Raw genomic sequence first — 14,307 nt, 5'->3', positions numbered from 1 at the left:
TACGTTGTTTAATTTTTAGCTCGATTTTGAGAAAGCTGTGAACCGTTTTATATTCTTTTTGCTATGTGCAATTGTTTTTTTGCTGCCCCTTCCTTTAGGTAGCTACCGACCCTGGGCCATTATGGCTATGGGCATTTTAATTTGTATCACTTTTTTAATGCATTTAATTAATAGTGTTATTAATAACCAAAAACTTTACCCCGAGCGTTATTCACTCCCTGTTTTTTTAGCTTTGTTGCTAGTGTGTGCTGTGTGTGTTTTACAATTTTACACCGTAAGTTTAGACCCCTTTCAAACAAAGCAAATGCTGTTAAAAACAAGCTTTATGCTACTTTTTTGCTGGCTTATTTTTATTTATTGCAACAATAGTGAACGTATAAAAAAGCTTATTTATACCATTATTGCAGCAGGGGTTTTTCAAGCTTTGTATGCAACTTATCTAAACCTCTCGCCTGATATGCTCAGCCCTATTTTTGGGTATAAGCATACACAACGTGCTATAGGCACATTTACTTACTCTAATTTTTTAGCTAACTATTTAGCACTATGCTTATGTTTAGGTATAGGTGTATTAGTTAGTGAGCTTAAGCGAGGCAGCCATGCAAGTGCTCTTACATTTAAACAAACTTTACGCGCCTGGACAGAAATACTATTAAGCTCAAAAATAATTTTGCGTATATCGTTAATTATTATAATTATTGCGCTAATTTTAACGCGCAGCCGCATGGGTAACTCTGCCTTTTTTATAGCACTGATGGCTGTTAGCTTGTTGGCTTTGTTTGTTTATAACAAAAAGCCTAAAGCGTTCAAGTTACTTATTGTTAGTTTTTTTATAATTGATTTGATCATTATTGGTGCAATATTTGACGTTGAAAAAGTAAAGCAACGCATTAGCGAAACCAGTATTCAGTCAGAAACACGTGATGAAGTTGTTCGTGATTCAATCCCGTTAATACTCGATAAGCCTTTATTGGGTTCTGGTGGTGGTACGTTTTATACTGCTTTCCCTGCGTATCAGTCTGAGCCGTATTCTGGCTATTACGATAATGCTCATAACGATTACATTCAATTTGCTGTAGAGCTAGGCATTCCTGTAACGTCAGCTTTAGGGGCACTTATTTTGTATTGCTTATGGTTGTGTGTACAAACCATGCGTAAACGTAAAACAGCGTTGTTTCAGGGTGTTGCTTTTGGGTGTGCTATCGCTATTGTAGATATGCTGCTGCATTCGTCGGTAGATTATTCACTGCAAGCGGGTGCCAACTCAATGCTGTTTATGGTTATTTTATGTTTGGCTATTTTAAGTAATAAAATAGTTGTTAAGCGAGGGCGTGATTTTAAATAGCTATTTTTAAAAATATTTGCACAAAGAGGTTTAGAGACGCTGCGCTTTAGAGTCGTGATAAATAAAATGCCAGGATTGGTTATGTCTTCTCATTTATTCCTCATTTTCTTCTCTTTGTGCAATTGATCTTTTACAAGAAGCTGCGCTTCTAACGTGAGCAAGCTCAACGTCTACGAATAAATACATAATTTCACCCCGTAGATGACTAATTTGCTGGCTTTGAAAGCTAAACTTTAATCCTTAAAAACAAATACTCACAAAGAGGTTTAGAGACGCTGCGCTTTAGAGTCGTGATAAATAAAATGCCAGGATTGATTATGTCTTCTCATTTTCTTCTCTTTGTGCAATTGATCTTTTACAAGAAGCTGCGCTTCTAACGTGAGCAAGCTCAACGTCTACGAATAAATACATAATTTCACCCCGTAGATGGCTAATTTGCTGGCTTTGAAAGCTAAACTTTAATCTTTAAAAATAAATACTCACAAAGAGTTTAAGAGACGCTCGGCTTTAGAGAAGTAATTAAAACACTAAATTTATAAAACGCTGTATTAACTTTGTCTTCTCATTTACTCCTCATTTTCTTCTCTTTGTGCAATTGATCTTTTACAAGAAGCTGCGCTTCTAACGTGAGCAAGCTCTACGTCTACGAATAAATACATAATTTCACCCCGTAGATGACTAATTTGCTGGCTTTGAAAGCTAAACTTTAATGTTTAAAAACAAATACTCACAAAGAGTTTAAGAGACGCTACGCTTTAGAGTCGTGATAAATAAAATGCCAGGATTGGTTATGTCTTCTCATTTATTCCTAATTTTCTTCTCTTTGTGCAATTGATCTTTTACAAGAAGCTGCGCTTCTAACTTGAGCAAGCTCTACGTCTACAAAAACCAATAATGTGCTTTATTTATGCTCTAAATCAAACTCAGTTAAATGGCCGTCGCCGTGGATTAGTTGATAGCGGGCTAAGTCGCCCTGTTCTAATGTAATTAAACTAATGGCGGAGTCGCTTACTAGGTATTTTTGGCCTTCACCTTTGGTTTGGTGTTTATCTACTTCCATGTGCCAGCGTTTGGTAAAAAAGTTAAGCGGGCTTTTGGGGCCGTATAATATTGAGTCGAGCTTATCGAGTACATTAATGAGCTTACGCGGAAATTCGTTTTTAATTCCGCTGGCGGTGAGTTGCCATATTCTATTAGGGTGGTCGCCAAAACGCTTTTGCACCGAAAAACAAAATGAATAATGCACATCGCCCGATAAAATAAGCGTTTCGTTAGGTGTGTCTGTGCGCCTAAATGTATCAAGCAGCTTTTTGGCGGAGCCTTCGTGTGCCATCCAGTTTTCTACATCAACCATAAGTGGCTGGCCGCACATATTAAACGCCGCTTGTATTGCCTCTATTGATTTAACGCCAAATACGGGGGCTGGCGATACAATAATTACTTTGCTGTGACTCAGCAGGCTTTCTTCAAGCTCTGTTAAGCGCTCCCAGTCAAGTAAGCCTGAAGGTTCATTAAAGTTACTTTCGTTACGCCAGCGGTGCGTGCGGGTATCAAGCACGACCACTTTAGGCGTGGTGGTAAGCTCATAATGCCAATAGTTAAATTCGTTTAAGGGTTTATCAAAGCCTTTAAACTGCCAACTATTATTAGCGCTGCGGCTTTGTTTAAAGTCGTTTATTAGTGCACCTGTTTTGTGTAGAGCGTCGTTACCCAACCCTTGGAATAACCAATAACTTATCAGCCCGTTATTAATAATACGTTTACTGCTTGGGTTTTGATTTATTGCTTGCTCCCACCCTGCCGTTAGGTTCCAATCATCGGTAACATCGTGATCGTCAAACATCATCAAGGTAGATACATTAGCAAATAAACGTTCTACGCTATTTAAGCCTTTAGCGTAGTCTATTAACGCTTTTTTTTCGGCGTTAAAAATAGCGTTGTTTTTTTCATTACCTTGCGTGTAATGCATATTTTGTATATCAACGCTTTGCCACGCGGCGGCACTAAAGTTAAGTAGGTAAAGCGCAATAAATTCTTCAAAGTGAATTAAATGATTATGCGCTTTTACGCTAGAAAAATGAGGCTCGTCTTTTTTTAGCCAATACCCTACACCTAATTTAGAACGTTTTTGCCATGGCGTTTTAGGTAAGTAATGATGGCGATTAAAAAGCTGGTCATTTATATCTGCTGGTAAATTAAGCGCAAGCGGTTGCTCTTTATAAAGTCCTAATTCATCTATTAACTGATGAATAGCCAGTAACATGGGGCCGGCTACATCATCGGCGTAAACTTGATCCCCGCTAAGGAGTAAAAGTTGTGCGCCCTGCAACTTATTGCTGCGTTGTGTATTTTGCCAATCACTGGCCGATACTAAGCTGTCTTTTGCAGGGTGATGTGCGTTGCGGCACGAGCCATGTAAAATATGCGTTAGCTTATTTGCAATTACAAACGAAGGCGCTGTTTGCCCTTTAAAACACCAAGGCGATAAATCAATTTGCTGCTCGTTTATGTGAAGTGTATACGCTAATAAGGTATCGAGCGGAAACTGGTTATCAACGGGTTTTATAATTATAAAATGCAGGTAAAGGTGTTTACCTAGTGCAATGCTTTGCTGCTCGCTGTAGCTTTGTTGGTTTTCAAGTGTAATTTGGCAATTGCCAGGCCGCGATGTAGCAAATTGAATACATATACTACGTTGCTCAGCTCGGCGCACCATAGGCCCCATTAATAAAAGCGGGAGTTGCGCCGATTGAGTGGTCATGTGTTAGCCTTTTGCTGCTAATTTAAAAAGTGAGTAAAAATTATCTGTGGTGGCTTTTGCAAGCTCGTTAAAGCTAATGCCTTTAAGTTCGCTAATGTAGTAGGCAACATCTTCTACATACGCCGGCTGGTTTGTTTTACCACGGTACGGTACAGGTGCCAAATACGGCGAATCAGTCTCAATAAGTAGCCTATCGAGTGGGATTTGTTTTACTACTTCTTTAAGCTCTACGGCATTCTTAAAGGTAACAATGCCTGAAATAGAGATATAATATCCCATATCAATCGCTTTTTTGGCCATATCCCAATCTTCGGTAAAGCAATGCAATACGCCACCGCAATTTTCTGCTTTGTGCTCACGCATTAAATTTATGGTGTCGGCTCGGGCATCGCGGGTATGAATAATAAGTGGTTTTTGTAATTCGTTTGCTACTTCTATATGCCCTACAAAACTGGCTTGCTGCACTGCGTGCGTGTCTTTTGAATAATAGTAATCGAGGCCTGTTTCGCCTATTGCGACCACTTTTTTATGCGATGCTAAATCAATAAGCTGCTGTTTATTAAGAGCATCTTTTTGATCAAGCGGATGCACGCCACACGATGCCGATACATCGTCGTAATGTTTAATTTTTTCAAGCATGCTTGGGAATTGATCAAGCGTGACACTTACACATAAAAAATGCTCTACTTGCTTTGCACGAGCGTTGTTGAGTACTTGATCTAAGTTTAAATCTAGTTTGTCAAAATCAAGACGATCTAAATGGCAATGAGAATCTACAATCACTATACGGCCTGTATTGTTTTAAAAATTAAGTTATACCAATTTGCAATAATACTTGATCACAAAGTATGTATTACAAATTAACGAGCAAAATAGCTCATTGAGCTACATGGTATATGTAGGGTTACCAGAGTTTAACATAGTGCCTAATAGCTTTTCGATTTTAGCATTTAGGTTTGTTTTATCATCTAAAAAACTTATGCCAATACCTGGCGGGTTTGAGCTTTGTGCGCCTTGTGGTGTGATCCAGGCAACTTTGCCCGTTACAACGTCATCTTCTAGCGCATCTGGTAACGTCACTCTTAGTGCTAAAGAGTAGCCAATTTCGTAGCGCATGTTGGTACGCACAAATAGGCCACCTTTTTTTAAATATGGCATGTAGCAGCGATAAAGCTCGTCAAGGTTGTCTACATCAACTAAAAGTTCTTGCATATGTATTCCTATTAAATGTGACGCAGGGCATGCGCTAAACGCGACACTGCTAGAGGTAAATTAAGCCCAAGTACCTCTGTGCTATTTTGTAAAAATTCATTCACCGCTTGCTGCGCACTTTGGTACGCGTCAAAACTTAAACCCTTTATAAGCTGCTGTTTTAATTGCTCGCTTAAAAATAATGTAAAAATGCGTATTAGCTCAGGTTGTTTATTTATAATATTAACAAGCGGACTAAAATTATGGCTTTGTTTAAACTCAGTTGCAAATTTATATAAAGTATCAATGTGTTGCAGCTGCTCTTGCGCTTGCCACTGTTTAATTAACAGTGGTTGTGTATAAAACAAAGGCAACCACACATAGTCACCAATATTTAAATCGGCTAACCAGGTTTTGGCTGCTTCTGAGTTAGCAACTTTTATATCTGTTTTGGCACAGCGGCTTAAAATAGTGGCGGGTAACTGCGCGGTATTGCTTGTTGTTAAAATTAAAAAGCGACTATTGCTGGGCTCTTCTAGCGTTTTTAGTAATGCGTTTGCCGCAGCCGTGGTCATTTTTTCGCAGTTTTCTATAATGGCTACTTTATTCCCATTTTGTGCAGCAGAGTGGTTCATAAAATCGCTTATCGCGCGAATATCGTCTACACCAATGCTTTGCCCCTCAACTTGCGTTAAGCGTTTGTCGGGGTGGTTACCCGCATGCGTTAAAGCACAACTTTTACACTTTCCACACGGGGCTAGCTTACTGTTTTCGCTTTGCATGTGGGTATTAATATTTTGGCATAACAAACTATTTGCTAATTGTTCGCTTAGCTCAAACTTACCCACACCAATAGGCCCGCATAATAGCTGCGCATGATGAAAACGCTGTGCTTTGTAACTTTGCGCAAGCTGTTGCTCTACGCTATTAAGCCACGGCAATGCCATTACTATTTTAACCCTTCAAAAAAGGTGCGTAGTACGTTGGTTATATCGCGATGTACTTTATCAATACTTTGATTGGCATCAACCGTTTTTATTGAGCTATCGTCATTTGCCAGCTCAACATAACGCATACGGGTACGCTGAAAAAACTCAATGGCTTCTTGCTCTATCCTATCAAGCTCACCACGGCCTTTAGCACGCTCAAGACCGATTACTGGGTCTATATCTAGGTAAATGGTTAAATCAGGTTTTAATCCTTTTAACACCATAGACGACAAAGACGATAAGGTATTAGCGCTAATGCCGCGCCCGCCTCCTTGGTAGGCCTGAGATGACAAATCGTGGCGATCGGCCAATACCCACTGCCCGTTATTAAGTGCTGGGTTAATTACATTATGCATAAGTTGCGAGCGCGCTGCGTACATAATAAGTAACTCGGTTTCAAAGGCTATGTCTTCTTTGTGCTCTGCTTTTACAAGCGTTCGTAAAGACTCCGCAAGCGGCGTGCCTCCAGGCTCGCGCACGTTAATAAAGTCTATTTGTTTTTTGTTTAAAAAGTCTTGGCATAACGAAATAGCCGTTGATTTGCCCGCACCTTCAAGGCCTTCAATAACAATAAATTTTGGTTTCATATAAGGTTTAATTCGTTTTATTTAATATATACGTTTTAACTGCCGCGTTGTGTTGCTTTAACGTGGTTGAAAATTGATGACTGCCATCGCCCTTAGCCACAAAGTAAACATACTCTGATTGCGGTGGGTTAAGCGCTGCTAAAATAGCGGCTTTTGAGGGCATGGCAATGGGTGTAGGCGGCAGCCCGTTAATGCGATATGTGTTATAGGGTGTGTAATCGCGTAAATCTTTTCGCTTAATGTCGCCGTCAAAATCCGCTCCTAGGCCGTATATTACGGTTGGGTCTGTTTGTAGGCGCATATTGGCGTTTAATCTATTTATAAATACAGCGGCTATTAGCGGGCGCTCACTGGCTAGGCCGGTTTCTTTTTCAATAATAGAGGCCATGATCAGTGCATCATATGCGTTTTTATACGGTAGGTTTTGTGCACGCTTTGGCCATGCTTGTTCAAGTGTTTGCTGCATTTTAACGGCCGCACGTTTTAATAAACTACTGGCAGTATCACCGCTGTGGTAATGGTATGTATCTGGAAATAGCCATCCCTCTAAATGGCCTTTTTCGCCCACTATTTGTTGGGCTAGTTGCTCTACATTTAAATTATTAGTTAAATGCGGCGCACTACTAATGGCTGCTATTACTTCGCGTAAGTTTTGCCCTTCAATAATGGTAAAGCTAAAGCTAATTTGTTCACCGTTGTTTATTTTTTTTATGTTATTTATAACACTTGTATTGGTTAGTTGGTATAAACCCGCTTTTAAATCAGTTAGCGTTGGGTCAAGCTTTGCAATCACTTGGTAACGCCAGCAACTTTTTAACCAATTATTAGCCTCCCATTGCTTACAAAGTTGGTTAAAGCCCATACCTTTTTTTACTTCAAATTGCACAGGGGTAGCTATATTTAGCGGGCTTGTTATTGTTGCTTGTAATTGTTGATACCCTACTAGCGTTGTCACTAAAGCTAACAATAATACCGATAAAATAACTTTTAACACTTAGCCTCCTTGGCTAGTAATTCATTTAATAAACGCATGCTTTGCTCAACATTAAAGGGGTGTTGCTCAATACGGTTAACGGGCACTGCACCCATTAAACTATTACATATAAATACAGCGCGTGCTTGGGTTAGCTCATTTAGGCTAACGTGCTTAAATTCAACCGCTAATTTATCACATAACGATTGCAGATAAACCCCCTTTATACCGCATTGCTCAAGGCTTGGTGTGTAAAGTGTATTATTGCCAATTGCAAACACATTAGCGGCTGACGCTTCAATGACATTGTTTTGATGATCGAGTACTAAAACATCGTCGCACTGTTGAGATGCCATGGCATTTTTAATAAGCACTTGCTCTAAACGGTTAAGCGTTTTTAAGCCTGCAAGTAATGGCTGAGATGCTAATTTAATTGGGCTTAAAGCTAAACTTACCCCGCTTTTAACTAATGCTGAGTAGTTTTGTGGAAACGCTGATACTGTAATTAAAATGGTTAAATGGGTATGTTGTGGTAATCCATAACCTCGCCCACCTTCTCCGCGGGTAACAACTACTTTAAGGACATTTAATTTGCAGCCAGTAATGGCTGTTTTAATATGCTGCTCAAGCTCAGTAAAATTAATTGCCGGAAACGCTAAGCGCTCGGCGCATTCTATCAAACGTGCTTTATGGTATTGCCAATGCTCTACTTGCCCTGCACTTACTTTGGCAGTGGTAAAAAAGCCATCCCCGTAGTTAAGGCCTCTATCGCGCGTATTTATCGCACTTGTATCATCGGTTGTTATTATTGTTTGCATATTAAATGGCTTGCATAAAAAAAGCCCAGTTAAACAACTGAGCTCTTATAATGTGGTTCGTTGTTAAAAAAGATTATACCTTTTTAAATAGCAACGAGCCATTAGTCCCACCAAAACCAAATGAGTTACACAATGCAAAGTCGAGTTTTGCATCACGTGCAGTGTGGGCTATGTAATCTAGGTCACAGCCTTCATCTGGGTTATCAAGGTTAATGGTTGGCGATACTTTTTGATCGGCCAGCGATAAAATAGAAATAATAGACTCTACTGAACCCGCTGCACCTAATAGGTGACCCATCATCGACTTAGACGAGCCAACCATTACATCTTTAGCTGCACTGCCAAAAATAGTTTTAACAGCTTGCGTTTCGGCTTTGTCGCCTGCGTTAGTCGATGTACCGTGTGCGTTAATGTAGCCTACTTGCTCTGCATTTACTTGTGCATCGTTTAGTGCATTTTGCATTGCAAGTGCAGCACCTGCACCGTCTTCCGGTGGCGAGGTCATGTGGTATGCATCACCACTCATACCAAAACCAACAAGTTCAGCGTATATTTTAGCGCCACGGGCTTTAGCGTGTTCGTATTCTTCAACTACTACCACGCCTGCACCATCAGATAATACAAAACCATCGCGGTCTTTATCCCACGGGCGAGATGCCGCTTGTGGGTCATCATTGCGTGTAGAAAGTGCGCGTGCAGCATTAAAGCCACCCATACCAATTGGCGTACAGGCTTTTTCTGCACCGCCGGCAACCATGGCATCTGCATCGCCGTAGGCAATCATACGCGCTGCATGGCCAATATTATGCAAGCCTGTAGTACATGCCGTTACAATAGAAATATTAGGACCGCGTAAACCATGCATCATTGATAAATGGCCTGAGATCATATTAATAATGGTTGATGGCACATAAAATGGCGAAAGCTTACGTGGGCCACTGTTAAGCAGTTTTATGTGGTTTTCTTCAATGAGGGTAAGTCCACCAATACCCGAACCTACTGCTACACCAATACGTGTTGCGTTTTGCTCAGTTACTTCAAGACCTGAATCTTGTAAGGCTTGAACACCCGCTGCAATGCCATACTGAATAAATAAGTCCATTTTTTTAGTATCTTTCGCCGACATGTATGCAGTTGCATCAAAGTCATTGATGAGTCCAGCGAATTTAGTACCAAATTTTGATGTGTCAAAGTGGGTTATGTTTTGTATACCACTTTTACCATCTAATAAGCCTTGCCAGGTTGATTGCACATCATTACCTAGCGGCGTCAACATTCCTAAGCCAGTTACGACGACTCGACGTTTAGCCACGGTTTGCCTCCAATAAGGGATATTTAAACCAATCGATTAATGTATTGTTATTTAGTAAGCAGTTTGTCTTACTAAGTTTAAATCTATTGGCATTACAAAGGGAATTCATACCCAAGCGACCTCAAAGTGCGAGTCTCAAATTCAAGTAAGGATATGCTATTACACATAAATGTAGTAGAGAGTAAAAGCGGGTGAATTTGAATCATGAACTTTGAGGTGGTTTGGATATATAGATTAAAGGCAGCGAATGCTGCCTTTAATATGCGATTAATTACTCAGCGTGAGCTGATACGTAATCGATTGCAGATTGTACTGTAGTGATCTTTTCAGCTTCTTCATCTGGGATCTCAGTATCAAACTCTTCTTCTAGAGCCATAACTAGTTCAACAGTATCAAGAGAATCTGCACCTAGGTCATCTACGAAAGAAGCTTCGTTTTTAACTTCTTCTTCTTTAACACCTAGTTGTTCGATGATAATTTTTTTTACGCGTTCTTGGATATCGCTCATTCTTCTTTCCTTTATTAAAAACGCCAATGCGTTATTTTCAGATTGCGGCGTAGTTTACGCCGCATAATTCTCTGATTCAATGATTTGACCATAAATAATTGTCTGGTCAAACCTCTGAGTGTTTGTTAGGTCTTTTATCGCTTATTTTCACAGCGATTTCAAGTATGTTTAAAGCAAGATCACAAAAAATTCAATGTTTTTGAGGCCACTTACTTAAGTTATTTTGCTTTCAAAGTACTGGCAATGGTTTTTAAACCATGTACATCGCGCCATTTACATGCAAAGTTTCGCCCGATACATACGCAGCCGCGTCAGATGCTAAATAACACACTGCCGCTGCTATTTCATCAGGCTGGCCTAATCGACCTGCTGGTACATTTGCAAGGGTGGCCGCTTTTTGATCTTCTGTTAGCTCATCGGTCATATCGGTTTGAATAAAACCAGGGGCTACTACATTTACAGTAATACCGCGTGATGCAACTTCACGAGCAAGCGATTTAGAAAAACCAATCACACCTGCTTTTGCCGCCGCATAGTTAGCTTGACCTGCATTACCCATAGTGCCCACAACTGAGCCAATATTAATAATACGACCGTTCTTTTTCTTCATCATTGGGCGTAATACCGCTTTAGATAAACGGAAAATAGAGCTTAGGTTAGTGTCGATAATATCGTCCCACTCGCCGTCTTTCATGCGCATTAATAAATTATCACGGGTGATACCCGCGTTATTTACAAGCACATCAACATCACCCAAATCCGCTTTTATTGCAGCCAAAGTTGCCTCAATCGATGCAGGATCGGTTACGTTTAAAGCATAACCCTTACCATTATCACCTAAATATTCGCTAATTTTAGCTGCGCCTGAGTCACTTGTTGCAGTACCTGCTACTTTTGCGCCTTGTGCTACTAAGGTGTTTGCAATTGCTTTACCAATGCCACGGCTTGCGCCAGTAATTAGGACAACTTTGCCCTCTAATGAAAATAAATTAGTCATTTTATATACTCTTATTTTGCAGCGTCGATAGAGGCAGCATCGTTTACTGCACCACATACCATTGCTTTATCAATTCGTTTTGCAAGGCCAGTTAAAACTTTACCTGGGCCAAATTCGTAGCTTTGTGTTATGCCTTGGGCAACTAAAGCTTGCACTGTTTCTGTCCAACGTACTGGGCTGTATAGTTGGCGCACCAATGCATCTTTAATGGCATCGGCTGAATTTTCAGCTTTTACATCAACATTATTAATTACATCACACTTAGGTGTATTAAATGTTAAAGCCGCTAAATCGTTAGCTAGTTTTTCAGCCGCTGGCTTCATTAATTCACAATGTGAAGGCACGCTTACACTCAGTGGTAAGGCACGTTTTGCACCGGCGTCTTTACACGCTTGTGAAGCTCTATCTACCGCAGCTTTGTGCCCTGCAATAACCACTTGGCCTGGTGAGTTATAGTTTACAGGTGAAACGACCTCACCTTGTGCAGACTCTTCACACGCAGCTTTTATTTCTTCATCACCTAAACCAATAATAGCGGCCATAGACCCTACGCCTGCTGGCACAGCTTCTTGCATGTATAAGCCACGGTTTTCAACCAGTTTTACCGCTTCACTTAAGCTAATAACATCACTACACACAAGTGCAGAGTATTCACCTAAACTGTGACCAGCCATAACAACTTCGGCATCAGGGTTTTGAGCTAACCAATGGCGGTAAATTGCCACACTGGCTGTTAATAATGCAGGTTGAGTGCGATGAGTTTGATTGAGTTCTTCTTCTGGGCCATTTAGTACCAGCGCTGCTAAATCGTAGCCAAGTGCGCTTGACGCTTCACTAAAGGTTGATTTTACAATGTCAGAGCTCTCTAATAGCTCGCTTAACATGCCAACGCTTTGTGAGCCCTGACCTGGAAATAGAAGTGCAATTTTTTGTGCCATACTTTGCTCTTTTTAATTAAACAAAAATTTAATGTAACTACGGCACCTAAAATTTATTCGGCCGCCGAGTTTTTAGAATGTGTTTTTTCGAAAATAGCGGCTATTTTATCTGGAAGTTGACGTTCAACTTCTTTTACCGCTTCATCGATTGCTGCTTGAAATGCTTTTGCTGATGCATTTCCATGGCTTTTAACGACAATACCGCGCAATCCTACCAGAGAAGCACCGTTATACTGGTCGGGGTTCACCCGATTATAGAGTTTTTTTATGATAGGACTTAATATAAACGCCATGCATTTGTAAATTAAGTGCTTTTCAAGTGCACTCGTAAATTTTTTTATGATCAGTTTAGCAATGCCTTCGCAGGTTTTTAATGCAACGTTGCCAACAAACCCTTCACACACAATAACATCAGCCTTACCCGAAAATATATCACTGCCCTCACTGTAACCAGTGTAATTAATATAAGGGCTTTGCTGCATAAGTTGCGCTGCTTGCTTTATGCCTTCGTGGCCTTTTATATCTTCTGAGCCAATATTAAGTAAACTCACTTTAGGGTTATCACAGCCGAGCGCTTGCCCCGCAACTACCGAGCCCATAATGCCAAATTGATAAAGTATTTCACAATCGCAATGTACATTAGCGCCTAAATCAAGCAGGTATACTGGCGTTTTTCGCTCTGTTGGCACAGCTGATATTAATGCAGGGCGTTTAACGCCGGGTAACATTTTTAATACATAGTGAGCCATAAAAAATAAGGCGCCTGTGTTACCCGAACTTACACAAGCCTGTGCCTCACCCGATTTAACTAAATCAAGGGCAACGCGCATTGAAGAATCTTTTTTAGAGCGCACGGCTAACGCGGGTTCGCAAGCATTAGTAACAACTTCACTGCAATGGCGAATAATTAATCGTGGGTGTGAAAGTGAATCGAGGGATTCTAATTGATTTGCAATTACTTGCTCGTTGCCGCATAAAATGAGCGTTAAATTGGCATGAGCATTTACTGCGCAAACGGCAGCGGGGATAGATGAACGGGGGCCATAATCGCCCCCCATCATATCTAACGCTATGGTTAGATTAGTCAGCATAAAGCAATCTCTTAGTTAGAAATTACTTGAACGCCTTTGTAGTAACCGTCAGCAGTTACGTGGTGACGACGATGAGTCTCACCTGAAGTTTGGTCAACTGTTAAAGTTGGACCGTTGATCGCATCGTGTGAACGGCGCATGCCGCGTCTTGCACGAGACTTTTTGCTTTTTTGTACAGCCATTAGTCTTCTCCTAAGAATCTTTCTTAAGTTGTTTCAAAATATCAAATGGATTTGGTTTATCATCTTCCGCTTTTAACACTCCAAAGCTAGCAGGCTTTGATGAGTAATTGCACGAAGCTTCGTTGTGGGTAGGCACTAATGGCACTGCTAAAATTAGCTCGTCTTCGATTAACTCAAATACGTTAATTTCGCCGTTTTCATCAAGTTCTACTTCATCGTAAACTTCAGGAAGATCATCTGACTCAGCATCCAAACCAACTGGCGAATACATAAAGTCTTGATCCAAATCCAACCCTAAATCATCATTACAACGTTGACAAGTTACAGTTACGTGTGTGGACAAATTGCCGCTAATCACAACTAAACCTTGCTCATCAGTTTTGCACTGAATTTTTACCGCTATTTCACCTACTTCTTCCTGTACAACACCTCGTAAACGAGCAAGTTTTTCAAGCGGTACAATACCATCGTAAGATAAACGGTGTTGCGCTGCTTTCCCAGGATGAAGAGTGATGGGAATTTTTACCTTTTGCATAGGGGCTGCATCATATAGATAGTTAATTGGTTAGTCAAAGCAAAAAAGCATTTTTACATGGTTTTTCACGTGTTTTCATT

The 14,307-nt window shown here is 40.4% G+C and carries 15 protein-coding genes; 1 reads left to right on the top strand and 14 read right to left on the bottom strand.

The features are described from left to right. Positions 1-37: 37 nt before the first annotated feature. On the top strand, positions 38-1,345 hold the full coding sequence (locus tag QUE46_RS06960) for an O-antigen ligase (RefSeq protein ID WP_286247111.1): 1,308 nt from the start codon (positions 38-40) through the stop codon (positions 1,343-1,345). Between the two features lie 901 nt (positions 1,346-2,246). Here the strand turns inward: QUE46_RS06960 and QUE46_RS06955 are convergent. The 14 genes from QUE46_RS06955 to yceD all read right to left on the bottom strand — a co-directional run bounded on the left by QUE46_RS06955 (position 2,247) and on the right by yceD (position 14,227). Then, positions 2,247-4,106, bottom strand: coding sequence for an alkaline phosphatase D family protein (locus QUE46_RS06955; protein WP_286247108.1), 1,860 nt, complete (start codon positions 4,104-4,106; stop codon positions 2,247-2,249). Between the two features lie 3 nt (positions 4,107-4,109). Further along, on the bottom strand, positions 4,110-4,889 hold the full coding sequence (locus QUE46_RS06950) for a TatD family hydrolase (RefSeq protein WP_286247106.1): 780 nt from the start codon (positions 4,887-4,889) through the stop codon (positions 4,110-4,112). A gap of 102 nt (positions 4,890-4,991) precedes the next feature. After that, on the bottom strand, positions 4,992-5,318 hold the full coding sequence (locus QUE46_RS06945) for a PilZ domain-containing protein (RefSeq protein ID WP_004587696.1): 327 nt from the start codon (positions 5,316-5,318) through the stop codon (positions 4,992-4,994). Positions 5,319-5,329: 11 nt separating this feature from the next. Then, positions 5,330-6,244 carry a DNA polymerase III subunit gene (locus tag QUE46_RS06940; RefSeq protein WP_286247103.1) on the bottom strand — a complete coding sequence of 305 codons (915 nt, stop codon included), beginning with the start codon at positions 6,242-6,244 and terminating at the stop codon, positions 5,330-5,332. 2 nt (positions 6,245-6,246) lie between these two features. Next, positions 6,247-6,873 (bottom strand): dTMP kinase, encoded by a 627-nt coding sequence (gene tmk / locus QUE46_RS06935; RefSeq protein ID WP_055015057.1) that lies wholly within the window; start codon positions 6,871-6,873, stop codon positions 6,247-6,249. Positions 6,874-6,880: 7 nt separating this feature from the next. Continuing rightward, positions 6,881-7,867, bottom strand: coding sequence for an endolytic transglycosylase MltG (gene mltG, locus QUE46_RS06930; RefSeq protein ID WP_286247098.1), 987 nt, complete (start codon positions 7,865-7,867; stop codon positions 6,881-6,883). Further along, positions 7,861-8,664 (bottom strand): aminodeoxychorismate lyase, encoded by an 804-nt coding sequence (gene pabC / locus QUE46_RS06925; RefSeq protein WP_055020422.1) that lies wholly within the window; start codon positions 8,662-8,664, stop codon positions 7,861-7,863. The genes mltG and pabC overlap by 7 nt, the downstream gene beginning before the upstream one ends. 73 nt (positions 8,665-8,737) lie before the next feature. After that, positions 8,738-9,976, bottom strand: coding sequence for a beta-ketoacyl-ACP synthase II (fabF, locus tag QUE46_RS06920; RefSeq protein ID WP_055015060.1), 1,239 nt, complete (start codon positions 9,974-9,976; stop codon positions 8,738-8,740). A 271-nt stretch (positions 9,977-10,247) separates the two neighbouring features. After that, entirely contained in the window at positions 10,248-10,484 is a 237-nt protein-coding gene (gene acpP / locus QUE46_RS06915) for an acyl carrier protein (RefSeq protein WP_004587690.1), read from the bottom strand. A 250-nt stretch (positions 10,485-10,734) separates the two neighbouring features. Beyond that, positions 10,735-11,481 carry a 3-oxoacyl-ACP reductase FabG gene (gene fabG, locus QUE46_RS06910; RefSeq protein ID WP_055015061.1) on the bottom strand — a complete coding sequence of 249 codons (747 nt, stop codon included), beginning with the start codon at positions 11,479-11,481 and terminating at the stop codon, positions 10,735-10,737. A gap of 11 nt (positions 11,482-11,492) precedes the next feature. Next, the gene (gene fabD, locus QUE46_RS06905) at positions 11,493-12,419 is read right to left on the bottom strand and encodes an ACP S-malonyltransferase (RefSeq protein ID WP_286247091.1); all 927 of its coding nucleotides are present in this window, start codon (positions 12,417-12,419) and stop codon (positions 11,493-11,495) included. 53 nt (positions 12,420-12,472) lie between these two features. Then, a complete protein-coding gene (plsX, locus tag QUE46_RS06900) occupies positions 12,473-13,510 on the bottom strand; it encodes a phosphate acyltransferase PlsX (RefSeq protein WP_286247089.1) in 1,038 nt (345 codons plus the stop codon). An 11-nt stretch (positions 13,511-13,521) separates the two neighbouring features. Next, a complete protein-coding gene (rpmF, locus tag QUE46_RS06895; RefSeq protein WP_004587686.1) occupies positions 13,522-13,692 on the bottom strand; it encodes a 50S ribosomal protein L32 in 171 nt (56 codons plus the stop codon). 10 nt (positions 13,693-13,702) lie between these two features. Next, positions 13,703-14,227 (bottom strand): 23S rRNA accumulation protein YceD, encoded by a 525-nt coding sequence (gene yceD / locus QUE46_RS06890; RefSeq protein ID WP_055015064.1) that lies wholly within the window; start codon positions 14,225-14,227, stop codon positions 13,703-13,705. Positions 14,228-14,307 lie beyond the last annotated feature (80 nt).

Origin of the sequence: Pseudoalteromonas sp. MM1 (assembly GCF_030296835.1) — a bacterium.
Classification (GTDB): domain Bacteria; phylum Pseudomonadota; class Gammaproteobacteria; order Enterobacterales; family Alteromonadaceae; genus Pseudoalteromonas.
This window is presented reverse-complemented; position numbering and strand designations above follow the sequence as displayed.